The organism is Arthrobacter sp. AK01, assembly GCF_021109375.1.
GTDB lineage: Bacteria > Actinomycetota > Actinomycetes > Actinomycetales > Micrococcaceae > Arthrobacter.
Genome location: NZ_JAJOHP010000030.1, coordinates 12689 through 30738, shown reverse-complemented (window position 1 = coordinate 30738; position 18050 = coordinate 12689). Strand labels below are relative to the sequence as shown.

At 62.5% G+C, this 18050-nt stretch carries 10 protein-coding genes and 1 pseudogene; 1 reads left to right on the top strand and 10 read right to left on the bottom strand.

The window, feature by feature from the left end; genetic code table 11:
• Positions 1-6 precede the first annotated feature (6 nt).
• On the bottom strand, positions 7-10527 hold the full coding sequence (locus LN996_RS12290) for a non-ribosomal peptide synthetase (RefSeq protein ID WP_231340664.1): 10521 nt from the start codon (positions 10525-10527) through the stop codon (positions 7-9).
• Between the two features lie 148 nt (positions 10528-10675).
• A complete protein-coding gene (locus LN996_RS12285) occupies positions 10676-10966 on the bottom strand; it encodes a hypothetical protein (protein WP_231340663.1) in 291 nt (96 codons plus the stop codon).
• A gap of 316 nt (positions 10967-11282) precedes the next feature.
• On the opposite strand from LN996_RS12285, the pseudogene LN996_RS12280 reads away from it, so the two are divergent.
• Positions 11283-12587: pseudogene (locus LN996_RS12280) on the top strand (catalase); the annotation flags it as partial.
• A 190-nt stretch (positions 12588-12777) separates the two neighbouring features.
• On the opposite strand, the gene LN996_RS12275 reads toward LN996_RS12280, so the two are convergent.
• The 8 genes from LN996_RS12275 to LN996_RS12240 form a co-directional block, all read right to left on the bottom strand.
• The gene (locus LN996_RS12275) at positions 12778-13248 is read right to left on the bottom strand and encodes a GyrI-like domain-containing protein (RefSeq protein WP_231340662.1); all 471 of its coding nucleotides are present in this window, start codon (positions 13246-13248) and stop codon (positions 12778-12780) included.
• Between the two features lie 127 nt (positions 13249-13375).
• Positions 13376-13717 (bottom strand): DUF5655 domain-containing protein, encoded by a 342-nt coding sequence (locus LN996_RS12270; protein ID WP_231340661.1) that lies wholly within the window; start codon positions 13715-13717, stop codon positions 13376-13378.
• Positions 13714-14880 carry an ABC transporter permease gene (locus LN996_RS12265; protein ID WP_231340660.1) on the bottom strand — a complete coding sequence of 389 codons (1167 nt, stop codon included), beginning with the start codon at positions 14878-14880 and terminating at the stop codon, positions 13714-13716. The genes LN996_RS12270 and LN996_RS12265 overlap by 4 nt, the downstream gene beginning before the upstream one ends.
• Positions 14877-15272, bottom strand: a complete 396-nt coding sequence (locus LN996_RS12260; protein ID WP_231340659.1) for an ABC transporter permease — start codon at positions 15270-15272, stop codon at positions 14877-14879. Before LN996_RS12260 ends, LN996_RS12265 begins: the two co-directional genes overlap by 4 nt.
• Entirely contained in the window at positions 15154-16050 is an 897-nt protein-coding gene (locus LN996_RS12255) for an ABC transporter permease (protein WP_231340658.1), read from the bottom strand. Before LN996_RS12255 ends, LN996_RS12260 begins: the two co-directional genes overlap by 119 nt.
• A gap of 2 nt (positions 16051-16052) precedes the next feature.
• Positions 16053-17021, bottom strand: a complete 969-nt coding sequence (locus LN996_RS12250; RefSeq protein WP_231340657.1) for an ABC transporter ATP-binding protein — start codon at positions 17019-17021, stop codon at positions 16053-16055.
• 12 nt (positions 17022-17033) lie between these two features.
• The gene (locus LN996_RS12245) at positions 17034-17504 is read right to left on the bottom strand and encodes a pyridoxamine 5'-phosphate oxidase family protein (RefSeq protein ID WP_231340656.1); all 471 of its coding nucleotides are present in this window, start codon (positions 17502-17504) and stop codon (positions 17034-17036) included.
• The gene (locus LN996_RS12240) at positions 17479-17991 is read right to left on the bottom strand and encodes a hypothetical protein (protein WP_231340655.1); all 513 of its coding nucleotides are present in this window, start codon (positions 17989-17991) and stop codon (positions 17479-17481) included. Before LN996_RS12240 ends, LN996_RS12245 begins: the two co-directional genes overlap by 26 nt.
• Positions 17992-18050: the final 59 nt, after the last annotated feature.

The following is an 18050-nucleotide window of genomic DNA, read 5'->3' as shown; positions in this document are numbered from 1 at the left end:
TGTAGGTCATTCGGACCCAAACCCAAGTTGGATTGCCAAAGCCGGCATGATGACGGGGAGAGCTGTATCACTTAGCATCCGTGAGTGCCTGTCCGGCACCTCGATGTCGGTGATGCGTCCGGAGACATAGGGTTCCCATGCCGAGGCCCCGGGGGTTCCGTCAGGAACGCCCACAGTTGCGCGGAAGAGCAACAGCTCGCCGTCGAATACCGCAGGCTTCTGTTCCCGGATCAGCCGTGCCAGCACCGGAAAGTTCTCCGCCATGGCTTCCACGGCATCCAGCGGAACGGTACCCAGTGGATTGTGGTTCCGGCGCAGGATCTCCTGGGCGCGGACTGCGTCAAGCCCCACCGTGTCGGCCTCGTCGAGTGCATAGCCCTGCGCCTCCAAATAAGCGGCCCATATCCCGGAGCCGTTTCCGACGTCGTCGTTGTTCTCCTCTGTTCCGGGGAACGCGTCGATGATGGCCAAGGATGCAACCTGTTCACCAAGTTCCTGGAGCCGCGTCGCCAACCGGTGGACCAAATGACCGCCGAAGGACCAACCCAGAAGATGATAGGGGCCGGAAGGCTGAATCGATCGGATCCGGGCGATGTAGGAATCCGCCAGTTCCGTGAGGCTTTCTGCACCGACACGATGAGTGGCGCCCGGTTCCATCCCTGGCATCTGAAGTCCGATCAGGGGCCGTTCGGGATCCAATGAACCGAGCATTGAGGCGTAGCCCCACGCTATCCCTGAGGCGGGGTGGACCGCGAACAGGGGAGCCTTGGTTCCGGTGGTGCGCAATGGCAGTACCTGCCGCAGACTCTCCGCCGTGGTGTCCTCCGCGCCGTGGGAAGCTTCCCGAAGGAGCCCTTCCACCGTTGGTGACCGGAAAAGCGACTGGACCTGCAGGGAGGTACCCAGCGCGGCATTGACCCTGGCTATCAAAGGTTGGGCCAGGAAAGAATGCCCACCCAACTCGAAGAAGGATTCGTCCACTCCCGCCCTGTCCAGCGACAATATGTCCGCAAAGATCGCAGCCACAGTCTCTTCACGCGGCGTCCGGGGGACTTTGCCGGAAATGCGGGGAGCGTGCGCCGCTTCCGGCAGGGCAGCAAAGTCCACCTTGCCGTGCGGCGTCAGCGGAATCCCGGCGACGGCGACCACAGCAGCGGGCACCATGTAGTCCGGCAACAAACCCCGCAGATGGGTGCGGACGCCTTCGGCGAACGCCGCCGCATCGTCAGGACTATCAACCAAGGCTTTGGCCACCGGAACCACCCATGCTGCCAGGCGCATAGTGTCGCCTGAAGGTACTGCCCTGACCACGGCATCCTTGACGCCGGCAGCGGTGGCGGCCGCTTGTTCGATTTCACCGGGTTCCACGCGGAAGCCCCTGATCTTGACTTGCTGGTCGTTCCGTCCGGAGAAGACCATGTTCCCGTCGGCATGGCGCACTACGAGGTCGCCCGTGCGGTACATTCGCTCACCAGCGGAGCTGAAGGGATCCGCAACGAAGCGTTCGGCTGTCAGGCCCGGCTGGCCGCGGTAACCGTTGGCCAGTTGGCGACCTGCGATGTACAACTCTCCTGGCACTCCCGGAAGGGCTGGCCGCAAAAGCGTGTCGAGGACGTACAGCCTGGTCCCTGTGGTTGGTGCTCCCAGCACCGGGGCCGCGTGGTCCTGTACCCGCGCCGCCAGGGTATCCACCGCTGCCTCAGTGGGGCCGTAGAGGTTCCATGTGGTCACGTTTTCCTTGCCGGAGAGGGCGTCCCAGAGGGTGGCGTCGAAGGCTTCGCCTCCCAGGGCAAGGCTGAATCCGGATACCTCCGCCGTGCCGCCACCATCCAGCACACGGTTGAACGCTGGTTCCTTGAGTAACTGCCGGACATACCCGGGCGTTGTTTCCAGCACACTGATCCGGTGCTCTTCAAGGTAGCCAGCCAATGCTGCAGGATCACGCCGGATGGCATCGTCCACCATGTGGAGTCGATGACCGGAAACCATCCACAGGATGGGATCCCACGATGCGTCGAAGCCAACTCCGGTGGTGTGGGCGACCTTCTGCTGGACTCCCGTGACGTAGGGATCAAGCCCGGCAAATAGCGTCTCCCGATGGGATTCCAGGAGAGCTGCCAACGCTCCATGGCCCACTTCCACGCCCTTGGGCCTTCCTGTAGAGCCCGAGGTGAACATCACGTAGGCGAGGCCGCGGCCCGCGGGTTGACGGTTCAGGCGTTCCTGGACTGGGCCGCGATGCTCTCCACGGGGAGTGGATAAGAGTTCAGGCAGCATGATCAGCCGTGGAGCGGCAATTCCGGGGTTCTGCGCTGCCACCCTGGACAGCAATGCCGCTATGCGTCCGGCCACCGGCTGGGAGGTGACAACCACCGACGGTCTGGCGTCCTCCAGGATCGCAACCACCCTGTCGTCGGGGTACTCGGTATCAATCGGGTTGTAGACAGCGCCTGCGGCCATCACTCCCAACAGGCTCTGGATGGTTCCCGCGGACCGTGGCAGGAACACGGAGACAACATCGCCCTCGGCGAGCCCCTGCTGCTCCAGCCCGGTGGCCAGGGCCACCACTGAACCAGCCAGCTCGGCAAAGGTTTGCTCGCCGCGTTCGCTCACCAGCGCCATAGCATCCGGAACCTTCTTGACGGTAGCGGCGAAGGCGGCCAGGATGCCGTCGGCTGTGTCATGTTGAGGCCCGACGGCGGAACGCCGTCCCGCTGTGAGCGCCTCCAACGCGGTGGCCTCCTCAGGCTCAATCAACGCCAGCCTTGCTATGGGGGTATCCGGATCGGCTGTACTGCGCTCCACAAAACGCACCAAGGTGGTTATCAGGCGTTCAATGGTCTCATCCTGGAACATTGCTGAGTTGTACTCCAGCGTTGCCGAAAGGCCCGTGGTGCCGGGGCGGAAAGTGAAGGAGAGATCGAACTTGGCTTCCCCGGAGCCGTTGCCAGGCAGTGGCCGGACCACGGCGCCTGGGAGTTCCGGGATGGATGCGGGGGAGCTGTCCACAGTGAGCATGGTTTGGAACAACGGGTGCCGCCCCAATTCACGTTCCGGATTCAGCACTTCCACCAGGCGCTCGAAGGGGACATCGTCATGGTCGAAAGCGGCCAGGACGCTGGTCCTGGCACGGTCCACCATGGCCCGCAGGGAGGGATCTCCGGCAGCACTGATCCGCAGCGGCAGGGTGTTGACGAAGAAGCCCACCAACTCTTCCAGCGCCGGATCAGTCCTTCCGGCCGTTGGGGAACCGACAACCAGGTCATCGCCCGCACCTACGCGGTTCAGGAAGCCGGCCAGTACGCCGTGGAGCGTCATGAACAGGCTCGCGTTCGCCTGGGCCGCGACGGAGTTCAGGGCCTCAAGGGCCGAGGCGCTGAGCTGGAAGTTGTGGTGCCTGCCAGGCTGCCGGGCTTCCCGGGGACGGCGGTGATCGGCAGGGAGGCTGAGCTCCGCAGGTATTCCTGAGAGGGCCTCCCTCCAGTGATCAGTTTTCCGCGCTGACGCGCCGTCTTTGGCCAGTTCCTCCTGCTGCCAGGCACTGAAGTCGGCATATTGGACGGCCAGCGGTGCGCGGCTGCCCACTGTTCCCTTGAGTGCGGCCGCGTAGGCCTCCGACAGGTCACGGGCCAGTGGCGCAAGCGACGCACCGTCGCTTGCGATGTGATGCACCACCAACTGGAGTACCCAGCCCGGAGCATTGCCGTAGCGGCGGCACAGCAGCACGGCTCGCAGAGGAAGATCGAGGGTCACGTCGAAGCCACGGCCTTCCTCCTGGGCCAGTGTCCTGGCTTCTTCCTCCTTGGAATGCACCGGGATGACGCGCAGCAGGCCACGGGCTTCCTCTGCCGCGAGGATCTTCTGGTGCGGAGTGCCTGCTGTTGCCGGGTAGCTCGTCCTGAGGATTTCGTGCCGGGCTACCAAAGCGTCGATGGCAGCGGAAAGAGTGTTTTCATCCACCTCGCCTTCCAGCTCTGCGGCCAGGGAAATGTTGTAGTCCGCTGAGCCGGGATCCAGTTGGTTGAGGAACCACATGCGTTGCTGGGCGAATGAGAGACCAAGTTCCCCCCGGCAGGCCGTCCGGCGTGAAGCGACCCATTCCGAAAGGGTTCGCCCACGCTCCGGCGAGTCATCATCGTGAACTTCAGTGCCGCCGTCGTGCATGGAGGCGTTCGGCCGTTCGGACACGACCGCCGCCACCAGTGCACCCGGAGTGGGCTGGTCGAAGAGCGTTCGCAACGGAAGGGAGGCGCCGAACGCTTCCCGGATCCTGCCCATGATGGTGATCGCCAGGAGCGAATGGCCCCCCAGGAGAAAAAAGTCGTCGTCCATGGCCACGGAGTCCAGCCCAAGAACCTCAGCAAAGATTCCGGACATGACATGTTCCTCTGGTGTGGACGGTTCACGGCCGCTGCCGTTCCCGGAGGCTGCAGGGGCCGGGAGGGCAGTGCGGTCAAGCTTGCCATGGGAGGTCAAGGGCAGCGCCGGGATGGACATGAAGATGGCAGGCACCATGTAGTCGGGGAGCTTTTCGGCCGCATGCTCCCTCAAATCTGCACTGTCCACGTTGCCCACCACATACGCGATCATCCGCTGGGCCGGGTTGCCGTCGGGGACGACGGCAACCTGCTGCACTTGTGGGTGGCTGGACAGTGCCGACTCCACTTCCCCCAGCTCGATGCGGAACCCGCGGACCTTTACTTGGTCATCGCTTCGGGAAAGGAATTCAAGCACTCCGCTGGCATCCCGCCTCACGACGTCGCCGGTGCGGTACATGCGGGTTCCATCTGTTCCAAAGGGATTCGCCACGAAACGTGAGGCCGTCTCGGCAGCACGTTGGTCATAGCCTTGCGCCATGCCGGCGCCTGCCAGATACAGTTCTCCGGGGACGCCGGACGGAACTGGCTGCAGGTACGCATCAAGAACGAACGCCGAGATGTTTCCGGCGGGCCGGCCAATTACCGGTGCAGGGCCGGAAATTGCCGCCATGACCGAATCAACGGTGAACTCAGTGGGGCCGTAGAAGTTCAATGCCTGGACGGAAGGGTCCTTGGCCAGTCGTTCCCAGAGAGCGCCGGACACGGCCTCGCCGCCGAGGATGAGGATCAGCGGTTGATCGCGTTGGTGATCCAGCAGGCCATACTGCAGCAGCTGTGTGGCGTATGACGGCGTGGTTTCCAGGACGCTGATTCCATGGTTGAGGCAGTATCGAGTGAGACTTTCGGCGTCGTTGCGTTCCTCATCGGCCACCAGGTGCAGCTCAGCACCGGCAACCATCCAAAGCATCGGATCCCAGGCGGCATCAAAGCCCAGTCCGGCGATATGTGCAACGGAGACAGGCTCATTTCCGGCCACCTCGAAGCGAGGGCCGTAGAGCGTGCGGTGGTGGTGTGCGTACAGGTTGGCCAAGGCGGCATGCGTCACAGCCACCCCCTTCGGCCGTCCTGTTGAACCAGAGGTGTACAACACGTAGGCAAGGTCTTCGGCTTTCGGCATGCGATCCTCAGGGGCGGTACCCGCCACCCTTGCGCCGGTCGTCAGCAGGCCCGAAAGTGTAACGGCAACGGCAGGTCCGACGCCGCTGCGCGCGTCATCGTCAACGATCACCACCGCTGGGCTGCTGTCCTCCAGGATCATACGGATCCGTTCCTTGGGGTAGGAAAGATCGATGGGGACGTAGACCGCACCCGCAGCGAACACGGCAACGGCGGCGGCGGCGATGTCGGCTGATCGGCTGATGGCTACCGCCACGCGGTCGCCTGGACGTACGCCTTGGACGATGAGCCCCTTGGCCATGGTGTTTGCTCGTTCCTGAAGTTGGCCGAAGGTCCAGGAGGTCCCTCCAGCAACCACGGCCGTTTTTGACTGACGCAGGACGACTGTCTCCGCGAAAGACTCCAGGATGGTGGCCCACTGCCCGTCGTGATGGGTGGCGTCGCTGTGCGCCATGACAGCTGCGTGGTCGGCCGGGCTCTGTATCTGCAACCGGTCCAGGCTGACGTCGGAGTCCTTGGCGAACTGTCCGGCAACCAGCTCAAAACCGGCAACCAGCCGTTCCACTGTGCTGCGTTCGAAGAGCGCCGGGTTGTAGGCGAGGGATCCTGCGATGACGTCACCGTCCCGTTCGGCCAGGTCCAGGAGAAGGTCGAACTTCGCACCGCCCGGCTCCCTGCCCAAGTCCGCCGAGGCGTCCAAGCCCGTCATGGCCAGCACGGCGTCGGGGGTGTTTTGCAGAGTCAGCATCACTTGGAACAAGGGGTGGCGGTGGTGCGACCGCGTTGGATTGAGCGCTTCCACCACGCGTTCGAATGGGGCGTCCTGGTTGCCGTAGGCGTGCAGGTTGGTGTAGCGAACGCTCTCCACGAGCTCCGCGGCCGTAGGATTCCCTGACGTATTGGTCCGCAGCACCAAGGTGTTGACGAAGAAGCCCACCAAGTCATTCAGTTGGGTGTCTGTCCGCCCGGCAACCGGCGTGCCGAGCGGGATGTCCTCGCCCGCGCCAGACTTTGTCAGAAGAGCGGCCAGGGCGGCCTGCAGCACCATGAAGAGGCTGGCGTTGTGCGTCTTGGCCAGTGCTTTCAAGCCCGACGATGTGGCGGCATCCAGTTGCAAGGGAATCGACGACGTCGGGAAGTCACCTTCGCGGGTTCCGCGGGGGAAGTCGTAGGGCAGCTGAAGCTCCTCCGGGGATCCCTTGAGCTCTCGTGACCAGAATTCCAGCTGCCGCGAAATTGGGCTCGAAGGGTCGTCTTCGTGCCCCAGGGCTTCCCGTTGCCACAAGGTGTAGTCGGCGTACTGGACGGGCAGCCCAGTGGTGGGCGCCGTGGCTCCGTCCAAATGTTCGCTGTAGGCCTGGGAAAGGTCCCGGGCGAGGGGCGACAGCGACCAGCCGTCCGCAGCAACATGGTGCAGGGTAACCGCCAGGACGTGGTGGTCCGGTGCCCGTTGGAACAGGACTGCTCGAACAGGAAGTTCGGTGGTGATGTCGAAGCCACGCCGTGTTTCTGTCTGCAGTGCCCGGTCCAGGTTGTCCTCGTCGCACTGGACTGCCAGGAGTTTTAGCGGCGCTTCACCGGCAGGCAGGATGTCCTGGTGCGGTTCACCGTCGGACCAAGGAAAGATGGTGCGCAGAGTCTCATGCCGGGAGATAACGTCGGCAAGTGCCGCCTCCAAGGCATCCACGTCCAGGCGACCCTTGAGTGTGAGGACGATCGGGATGTTGTAGGCACCGGACTCGTGATCCAGGCGGTTAAGGAACCAAAGCCTGCGTTGCGCAAAGGACAGGGGGATCATCGCTGGCCGTTCCCTAACGGCCAGCTCGGGAGTGGACGAGCCGTCGCTTTCCAAGGCTGCAGCTAGTCCCTCTACTGTGGGCTGCTCGAAGATGGTACGCAGGGCCGGTGCGCTGCCCGTGGCATCCCGAAGGAAAGCAGCCAACCGCGTGGCCAGTAGTGAGTGGCCCCCAAGCTCGAAGAAGTCGTCCTCGAGTCCCACTGCTTCCAGGCCGAGGATCTCGCGGAAGGCTTCAGCTACCACGAGTTCTGCAGGCGTGCGCGGTTGGGTGGTGGGTGCTTCCTGTCCCGGGGTTGGCAAGGCCCGGGTGTCAAGCTTGCCATTGGCAGTTAACGGGATGGAATCCATGACGGTCACGGCTGCGGGCACCATGTAGTCGGGCAATGTCCTGCGTGCCGCCTTGCGGATGGCGGACGAGTCAAGGGGCTGCGTTGCCCCGCTCCCTTCGGTTTCCTGCCCTGGGTTGCCAGCAGTGACGTAGGCGAGGAGTTGGTCGTAGCCGGCCTTGTTCTTCGCCACGGTCACCGCGGCTTGGGCAACCCCTGGGATACCGCGCAGGACCTCTTCAATCTCGGCAAGTTCAATACGGAACCCACGGATCTTGACCTGCTGGTCCATGCGACCAAGGAACTGCAAGGTGCCATCGTCCAATCGACGCACCACATCGCCCGTGCGGTACATGCGCGAGCCGTCCCCAACGAAGGGATCAGCCACGAACTTCCCGGCACTCAGCCCAGGTTGGTCAAGGTAACCGCGGGCGAGGTTCGGCCCCGCAACATAGAGCTCTCCGATGGCATTGGAGGGCACCGGGTTGAGGCCCGAATCAAGGATGTAATGCCGGCTGTTGGCTACCGATCCTCCGAGGGTGACATCCGTGCCCGGTTCCATCACGGCAGTCAGCGAGTCCACGGTGGTTTCGGTAGGGCCGTAGAAGTTATAGGCCACAACGCCATCATGGGCCGCCAACTCCCGCCATGTGGCCGGGTCCACGGCTTCCCCTCCCAGCGCAACAATGGAGGGGTGGGCGTCCCGGTCGAAGAGCCCGCTCGCCAGCAGGGCCTTGGCAAAGGAGGGTGTTGTTTCGATCGAGTCGATTCCCTTGTTGGCCAGGAACAGGCTAAGGGCCTCGGGATCACGACGGGTCTGGTTGTCCACCATATGCAACTCATGCCCGGCCAGAAGCCACAGAATGGGATCCCAGGAAGCGTCAAAGGACAACCCCGCGGTGTGGGCCACGCGCAAGTAACGGCCGAGCCTTGCCGTGGCGGGGTCAAAAATCCTCTCCCGGTGGGAAGTGAACAGGTTCAGGAGCGCCAGATGCTCCACGCCAACGCCCTTTGGACGGCCTGTGGAACCTGACGTGAAGATCACGTAGGCAAGATCATGCTGGACGGCGATGGGTGCCAAGGGCGTCGAGTCGTGTCTGTCCAAGGACACAGCAGTCATCGCGGAATCCAAGACCGTCACGGGAATGCTGGTCAGCGGCTTTCCTTGGTCGGTGTCACCAGTCAAGGCCGTTTCTGTGAGCAAAATGACGGGGGCCGCGTCCTCCAACATCCCCTCCACGCGGCCCGCCGGGTAGTCGGGGTCGAGCGGAACATAAGCGGCACCGGCCTTCAAGATGGCCAGGATGGCAACAGGAAGCAGAACGCTGCGATCCAGCCGGACGGCGACGGTTCTGCCCGGCCCTGCTCCGCGCTCGCGGAGGAACCGGGATAGCTGGTTGGAGCGCCGCTCCACCTCTGCAAATGTCAGGGAACCGTCAGACGCGACGACGGCGATCCGCTCGGGAGCAGCTGCGGCGACCGACTGGAACTCCTCAACAACCGTATGGCCCGGCAGGTCCACTGACTCGGCATCTCCCTCGGCGAGCAGCGACTGCTCTTCCGCCGTCGACGTGACTGTCAGTGCCGCCGTCGGACCGTTCGGGCTGGCCAGAAGCTCACCAAGCAGCCGCACAAACCGCATCAGGTGCTGGTCCAGGCCCGATTGGCTATAGAGCCCGGCATTCGCGGCGAACTGTACTGTCACACCACCCGAGGCTGCGTGGCCCAGCCCGTGGACGATGACGGATAGGTCATCGATGGGCCCAGTGGACAGGATGTGCATGGTGCCGGTTGCCTCGCCAAAGGCGATGTCATCAAGTACCGGAAGGATATTTACCGATGGTCCCAGGTAACTGCCCTGGCTGCTCATGGACTCGTATCGGGTGCGCTGATGGATCAGGGCGCCGCGCAGCTTTCCGCCCGTGGCGGCCACCATGTCCTCCACGGTGGTTCCCGGAGTGATGTCCAGCCGGATCGGGACGATATTGGACAGCATGGACGGCGTGGACTTGGCCAGCTTGCCTCGTCGCGCTGTCACGGGCAGCGCGAGGGATACATGCGGTTCGCCGGTCATCCGGTGCAGATACAGTGACATGGCCGTCAGAATCAACGCCGGCGCGCTGCCGGACGCTGCTTGGAGTGCGTCGACTGCGGACTGGGAGAGCGTCTGGGTGGAACGCAGCAGCGCGTCGGCCGTTCCCGAGGGGCGGCCGGCGAGTCCGGCGGGAGTCCGTTCGTCGTCGAGTTCGCGTCGCCAATAGGCGGCGTCGGCTGCTGCCCCTGCGGAGTCCTGGTATTCATGGTCCTCCGTAATGAGTTCATCAAGCGCGCCAAAATCGAGGATCAGGGCGTCGTCCATATCCTTGGCGGCGCTCAGTGCCTCATAGACTGCGGCGACACGGCGCAGTACCAGCACGGCGGAATATCCATCGAGGAGCAGGTGGTGGACGCGTTGGTAGAAGAAGTGTCTGGTTCCGGAGATCCTGATGATCTCGGTGTGAAGCAGCCTGCCGTCCTCCACTGTCCGTACTTGCGCCATGTCCGAGTCCATCAGCTCGCGTGCGGTTTGTTCGCGCGTCGTTTCGTTCCCGCAACCGCTCAGATCGGTGAATTGCACGGCGGCCTCGGCAGTTTCTGCGTACTGGAAGGGGCCGTCGTCGTCCTCGCCGAATGCCAGGTTCAAGGCGGGCGTTTCCGACACTGCCCGAGCCACCGCCTTCTCCAGACGGGGCACGTCCAACGGACCGTTGATTTCGATGAACTGCCCAATTTGATACATCGGGCTGCCGTTCGCCAAACGTTGCGCGTACCAGATACCTCGCTGTGCAGCGGTTAAACCCATCCGGGCCGGTGCCTGGTGCTCCGGAATGCCGGGCTGGTCAGGGGAAGCGGGGATAGGGGAGTTCATAGTCCTTCTCTGCAGTGGGGAGGTGTGGGAAAGCAGCGGCAGTCCTGGGAATCAGGACTGCCGCGTCAAGGTTGCGAGGCCAACGTCTTGACGAAGTGGCGCTCGTGGGGTGGGAATCTCGTCTGGTGGGAAGAGGGAGTGGGTTCTGCTACTGGAACTGGCCGAGCTGGAGAGGGCCCAGCACATTGCCGTCAACAAGGGGCCCATTGATGAGCGGCCCGTTGATGAGCCCGCCGTTCAGAATTCCTTCGGTCAGGAAGCCGTTCAGGATGCCACCGTTGAGGAAGCCGGCGTCGGAGAGGGCTGTGGCACCGGTTTCCGGCGTTGGGATGGGGGTTGCTGTCGCTGCTTGTGCAGGGAGAGAAGCGAGGGCGAAGGCGGAGGCTGCAAGGACTGTTCCGACTGCGATGCGGGCGGTGTTCTTGGTGGGCTTGTTCACGGGGTCTTCTCCATTACGTAGCAAATGTTGTCCGCGCGTCACAGGGTGTCGCGCCATCAGTGATTCGGAGCTGCCACCGTCGTGGATGGGAATGGAGATTCTTCACTCTTCGGCAGGACGCGACGTCAGCATGGATGCCCAAGAGCTGCCGGGTCGCTCCGAGTTCTTACTCTGGCCGCGGATTGCAGAAACTGCGCTGTTCGGCCCCACTGATGTTTGCAAGGAGGAGCATCGGCCTCTAGGGTACTAAGGAGGCTTACCTTTTTTGGTGGAGTGCAGCAGTCGATGTGCCGATCAATAGCGAGGAGAACGCGCAGTGCCAGTTGAGGACATCAAGATTCCAGGGGCTCCATCGATTGAGCGACCAGCCGTTGAAGAACCCACAGTGGCCCGGGAGCCGTTGTCGCCGAAGCCTGATCAGCAGGGTCCCGAGGCCGTGTCACCGACAGGGAGCCCCAGCGGCGCCCCCGAAAACTCACGTGCCCAGTCCGGCCAGTACCTGACAACGGCCCAGGGCCTGAGGCTGGGAGATACAGACCATTCCTTGAAAGCCGGACCACGGGGCCCGATTTTGCTCCAAGACCATCACTTGCGTGAGAAGATCACACACTTTGATCACGAGAGAATTCCGGAGCGCGTGGTTCACGCCAGGGGAGCCGGGGCTCATGGAACGTTTCGCTCCTACGGCGCGGCGTCACAAATCACGAAGGCAGGGTTCCTTGGGCCGGATGTAGAAACCCCCGTGTTCGTGAGGTTTTCCACTGTCTTGGGATCCAGGGGGTCCGCTGATGCGGTCCGTGACACGCGTGGCTTTTCCACCAAGTTCTACACGGATGAGGGTACCTACGACCTGGTGGGAAATAACATTCCTGTCTTCTTCATTCAGGACGGCATCAAGTTCCCGGACCTCATCCACGCGGGGAAACCGCACCCTGACAGGGAAATCCCGCAGGCTCAGAGTGCGCACGACACGTTCTGGGACTTCGTTTCGTTGCATACCGAAGCGCAAGCCCACACGATGTGGAATATGTCCGACCGCGGAATTCCCCGCTCCTACCGGACCATGGAAGGGTTCGGCGTCCACACCTTCCGGTTGGTGGATGCGGCCGGTAAGACCACTCTGGTGAAATTCCACTGGAAGCCGAAGCTGGGTGTCCATTCATTGGTGTGGGAGGAGGCCCAGATTATTAACGGCATGGATCCCGATTTCCACCGTCGTGATCTGGCCGATGCGATCGAATCAGGTGCGTACCCGCAGTGGGAGCTTGGCATCCAGACGTTCCCGGACACTGAAGATCAAATGTTTGAAGGTATCGACCTTCTGGATCCCACCAAGTTCATCCCTGAGGAACTGGCTCCGGTTCAGCCGATCGGGCTGATGACGCTGAACGCCAACCCGACCAACTACTTTGCCGAGACCGAGCAGGTAGCCTTCCACCCGGGACACCTCGTCCCAGGCATCGATGTCACTAATGATCCGCTGCTCCAGGTCCGCCTGTTCTCATACCTGGACACGCAGATTTCACGGCTTGGAGGACCGAACTTCGCCCAAATTCCCATCAATCGTCCCCACGCACCGGTTAATGACATGCTGCGGGACGGGATGCACCAGACTGGGTTGAAATTTGTCCGCGGACAATGATGCACGCAGCCGGGAAAGCCGACTCCACCTTGACCACCAACTGCAGTTTTCCAAGGTCCTGGGAGCGTCCTCCATGAACGGTGGCTGCCCGGTGATTCACGTGGTGCCCCCGCCCGCCTTTTCGCAGGCTATTCGCTGGGATTCTCATGATCGGGAGTGTCCGGGCTGCTCAGATGACGGGCCAGACAACTCGCGTCTGCCACTTGGCAGGGTCCGGTTCCTTTTCGGGGTCACTCATATAGAACTCCCACATGGTGTCTGAGGGTGTTAAACCTTCCGCACTCATTCGCTCGAGGATGAGCGCGTACGTCTGCTCAAGGGTGTCGTAAGGTCCCTTATGCACAGCTTCGAGGGCGTCCGACTCCGGCAACATTCCGCTGATAACCTCTCCGGCAGCGGAGAAATTCGGTGTCACGGGGAAGCCGGCCTCTACGTCGACGGAGTCGGTTGGCATCCCGTGGTACATGGCGAACGGGGGTCCCGTGGGGCTGGCGTTCTGGGCTTGGACGGCCGCCATGGCAGCGCCAAATGCGCGGCCGAAGAATTCCGTCAATTTCGCCATGGGGACCCGCTCGCGGAGCACTGCAGTGGGTTGCTCGGAGGTTCGAATCAGGGCGGGTTGCTGGTCGAGGATGCTCATACTGCAAGACTTCCCCGATCGGGCTGCTGTTAGTAGGGCCGAACGACTCTAAAACCGGGACAAGCTGGCAGGCGCGACGCAAACGTTCGGTTCGTGGCAACTATGCCGTCTCAAAGGCCTCCTTGATTCACTTCGCAACCTCGGCGTCGACCAAGGCGGAGTTGTGGAGTTCCACGTGATGCATCCACACGGAAGGAGCAGGATGAGCTATTTCTTTGAACCTTGGGGAGTCGAGCTTATAGGGCAACGCCAACGACAACACGGCCGGTACCCCCGAATGGACGTACTTGTACGGTCGCCACAAGTACGCAAACCCACGATGCCGCCGTAGCGCGACCTGGCTCTTGGAGACGTGGACCTGAAAATCACCGAGTCCACCGGCGATGGCAAAGACGGCCTCACAGATCGCGAGACCTTGAGGGGATCCGTTGAAGAAGGCAACAGCATCCGTGGGCAGGACCGTGGTCATAGCGCCCTTCGGAGGCTGCGCCGAAGGAGCCACGCACCACAAAAAAGGAGAGCCGCGGCCATCCCTGCCAGAACGCCCAGGCCAGGCAGGATGTCGGAAAAGGAGGCGTCCCGCCGCTGGATGGCGGCCAGGGCGTCATATGCCCACCGGTGAGGGGTGAGCCACGATATTGACTGGAGTGGTTCGGCGAAGAACTCCGGTGGCACCATGCAGCCGCCCAGACCAGCCAGTACGAGACCTGCGCCTATGCCGATCCCTGTTGCGGCGCCGTCGTGATCCAAGAGCGAGCCGATAATCATGGCCGCTGCGGCCGCTACCGCACTGAAGGCCAGAAGTACCAGTGCGGTGAGCCAGAGGTTGCCCCAATCGACGCCGAAGAGCAGAGCCGTACCAACCAGGATGTATGCACCTTGAACCGAGGCGATCCCAAACCTTCCTGCTGCCTGGCCGATGATCGTCTGACCGCTGGTCACAGGTGCCGCCATGGTTCGCGGGATGACGCCGAACCGGCGGGCCTGGATCAGCGTGGCGGCACCGGTGAGGGAACTGAGGAAGATGAACAGCAGCAGTTGCTGTACCGCCCCAAGATCGAAGACTCCGAGTCCGCGGAACTCCTGGGAGGTGTTGTCGGTGTCCACAATGTCTACCCGGGGTGCCTGAACGGCTTCTTTCGCCTGGGCCAAGGCGGATGCCGCGGCCTCTGCCGGCAGGCCTGTCTGTTCCAAGGCGGCGCGCTGGCTGTGCCGCACGCTGATGGCCATCAGGGAGCCCTTGACCTCCTGCAATGCCGCTTGGGCCGAAGCCTGCGATGCCGTCAGAATTTCCAGATCCGCTACGCGTCCGTCATTGAACGCGGCTGCCGCTTCGGGGCTGATGATGACCCCGACGTCGGCCCTTCCGCGCCCCAGTTGTTCGCGCACCACTTGCGCAGTACCGGATTCCACCTGCATGCCGTCGGCTTCCAACTGTTCCGATATCGACGATTCCAGAACCGTGCCGGAACCACCGCCCAATGCAACCCGGGTTTCGCTGTTGCTGGAGCCGAACTGGGTGCCCAACAACAGAATCAACAGGAGCGGGAAGATGAAGACGAAGAAGATGTTGGATCGGTCCCGCAGGAAGCGCCGCACTTCCACGCCGGCGATGGCGAAGATCACTTTCACGTCTTGGCGCCCCGGTCCGGCAGGAAACGGGAGACGAGGACGCACACAACCGCGAATCCCCACATCGTCATCAACGGCACGGCGACTTCGGCGACGCCGCCGCCGCCGGCCGAGATTCCCAGGCCCCGGATGAACGCACCCACCGGGTTCAGATCCATCAGGACCGCCATGAAACCTGACGCTTGGATGGGAAAGAATGCACCTCCCGCTATACCCAACACCATGGCAACAATGGATTGCGCCACATTGGCTTGTTCGGCTGTCCGAACCACCTTAGCCACGATAAAGGTTAAGCTGGTGGCCGCCGCCGCTGCCCCGAGGACCAACAAACCCACAACGGCCGGAGAGCCGAAGTCCACGCCGAAGAGGAGCGTGCCACTGGCAAGCAGCACCGCACTGGCGGCGACTCCCAGTGAAAAGCCAACAGCCGCTTTTAGCGGCGACAATGGTCCATTGCGGCACAGCGGTGGACCTGATCCGGCCGAGGGTTCCTTGTTCCTTCTCCGCCAACAGTCCAAGGACACCGAACCCCACCGTGAACAAAAGAAACAACCCTGTTTGTCCGGCGACCAAACCGGCTCGAAGCGACAACTGCCCAGCTGGCGCGGTTCCTTCCGTGATATGGAGAATCGGTTCGCCGGCCACCGCGATCCGCCCAATGGCTGCCGCCGCATCAGGGGGGACTCCACCCAGTCTTGCGGCCGCCTCCGTAACTGACGCAGCGGTGAACTGGTCTACGATTCCGGTGACGATCGAGATCAGGACACTCGTCTCGAGGACGGACCCGCTGCCTTCGATAAGTTGGAGCGTGGACGGCTGCCCTGTAGCCAAGGCGGAACTGAAGTCGGCCGGGATAACGATTCCCAAGGCGGCACCGGTAGTGCGGGTTTCGGAGCTCACGGCATCCGCTGGCACCTCACGGACAGTGACCTTCATGGCTTCTGTGGACCCCAGTGAATCCAGCAGCGCAGCTCCGAGCGGGCCGGAGTCTTCGACGCTCACTACGACCGTGGCTGGTTGCAGGTCGACGCTGCCGGTACCCAGTCGGCCAAAAGCCAGGCTCAGCACGCCCATCAGTGCCAACGGGACGATGAGTGAGAAGATGAGCACTGACTTATCCCTCAGGCGTTGACGAAAATCATTGCCGACCATGGTCCAGAGCGCTCGCATGGTCAGTCCCTGAGCGCTTTGCCGGTCAAATGCAGGAAAACCGATTCGAGGTCCGGTCGCGTCACGGCGACCGAAGCCATGGTCATTCCTGAGCGGGCGGCAGTGGTGACAATCCCTGCAAGCAGGGCGGCCCCGTCCGTAACGGTGAGCATCAACCCGATTTCCCCTGAATCGGTGACGCGATGAACGCCGTCGAGTGACCGGAGTGCTTCAGCCGCCGCCGTGAGCCGTCCGGTCCCCACAAGGGTGATCCGGTCCAGTCCACCGGTTAGTGTTATGAGTTCGTCCCTGGTTCCTTCGGCCTGGACCCGGCCCTGATCAAGAATGGCAATCCGATCACAGAGGCGCTCGGCCTCTTCCATGTAGTGGGTCGTGTAAAGGACAGCCGTACCCTCCGATGACAGGTTTCCCACCGCCTCAAGAATTGAGTTGCGGGACTGCGGGTCGACACCAACCGTCGGTTCGTCGAGGATCAGCAATCCGGGGCGGTGCAGCAGACCGATACCAATGTTCAAACGACGCTTCATTCCACCGGAGTACTTTTTGGTTTGCTCACCCGCACGTTCGGCCAGCCCGAGGAGATCCAGGACTGAGTCCACCCTGGAGGCCAGTTCTTTCCGCCCCAGTCCTTGGAGCCTGCCGAAGAAGTTCAGGTTTTCGCGGGCCGACAGATCCGGATAAATGGCGAGCTCTTGAGGCACCAGCCCCAGATGGCGTTTTGCCGCAATGCCTGTCGGGTCCATCCGGATACCGGCCACCTCCACAGATCCGGAATCGGCGGGGACCAGGCCGGCGACCATGTTGATGATGGTGGTCTTACCGGCTCCGTTCGGGCCCAGGAGGCCGTAAGTCTCACCGGGGCGGATGGCGAAGGAGACGTCGTCGACGGCGGTCAGGTCACCGAATCTCTTGACGAGCCGGTCTGCTGACAGGACTGTTCCGGTGCGAGGAGGTGCCACCTGATTCTTCAAGGGCGCACCGGACTATTCCAGGCCGGCCCGTGTTGCGTCGTTGAGTGGAGTCCGAAGCGACATCGGCGCTGAAAGGTCGAATCGTCTCCCGGTTACTGAATCCGGAACGATCCTGAAGAGGTGGTCCTGGGCCACTCCCTGCCACGGGAAGAGGGCACGCCTGATTTCGTCAAGACGGGGGCCCTCCGATCCTGCTTCTTCAACGCCGCCTTTCACCACAACGCTCCAGGCGATACCGAACTCGGCGCTCACGGAGTCCGCTTCGATTGCTACCACGGCGTCATCCTCCATGGCCCACTGTTTGGTTCCCGGCCCGGTCCTGAAAACCACAGTGTTGTTATCCACCGCGAAGTTCACGGGAAAGATATCAGGGTGGCCGTTGACGATCACAGAAAGTCGTCCAACGTTGGCCTCGCCGAGGAGCCTCCAGCAATCTTCCGTTTCAAGTACTTCTGCCTCAGGCACTATGTTTTTGTCGCTCATGCGGAGATCCTACGGCCGCTTTTCGGTCCCCAACAGGGCCCAAAGGCCCAGCCTGCAACCCAGTGTCTGTGGCCGGGTGTGGCGAGGCTACTCCAAGCAAAAGCAGGAGCAAACCTACTTCCGCCAAACCCGCTCCGAAGTAGGCCGCCTGCAGGGCGCTGAACGGGATCAGTGCCATTTGGACGAAGATCCACACGAGGATGGAATATCCCGCCGTGGCGGCCGCCATGGATGCCAATCCACGTCGACGGAAGAGCAGGACGAAGGCCACCGTGTGTGAGCCCCCGACGATGACGGCCAGCAGAAGCCCCGGGACCAGGTAGCTGCTGAAGGGTGACCCGTCCAGGTATTCGACCGGTAGCTGGATTTCCGGCGGCAAAACGCTCTTGTCCACTCCCGGCCACGATCCGATGGCCATGACCAAGCCGCCGGCAATCGATGTCAACGCGACCAATGCCTGCACGGTCAGAAGCATCCCTCGAGTCATGGTTCCTCCTAAATGTGTGTGTGTCGAAAACGTTGTCCGCAGCTACCGCAACGGAAGCA

Coding starts and splice junctions, on each gene's coding strand:
- LN996_RS12290 (WP_231340664.1), bottom strand. CDS start 10,527: ATGAACTCCCCTATCCCCGCTTCCCCTGACCAGCCCGGCATTCCGGAG.
- LN996_RS12275 (WP_231340662.1), bottom strand. CDS start 13,248: ATGAGCATCCTCGACCAGCAACCCGCCCTGATTCGAACCTCCGAGCAA.
- LN996_RS12270 (WP_231340661.1), bottom strand. CDS start 13,717: ATGACCACGGTCCTGCCCACGGATGCTGTTGCCTTCTTCAACGGATCC.
- LN996_RS12255 (WP_231340658.1), bottom strand. CDS start 16,050: ATGCGAGCGCTCTGGACCATGGTCGGCAATGATTTTCGTCAACGCCTG.
- LN996_RS12245 (WP_231340656.1), bottom strand. CDS start 17,504: ATGAGCGACAAAAACATAGTGCCTGAGGCAGAAGTACTTGAAACGGAA.
- LN996_RS12240 (WP_231340655.1), bottom strand. CDS start 17,991: ATGACTCGAGGGATGCTTCTGACCGTGCAGGCATTGGTCGCGTTGACA.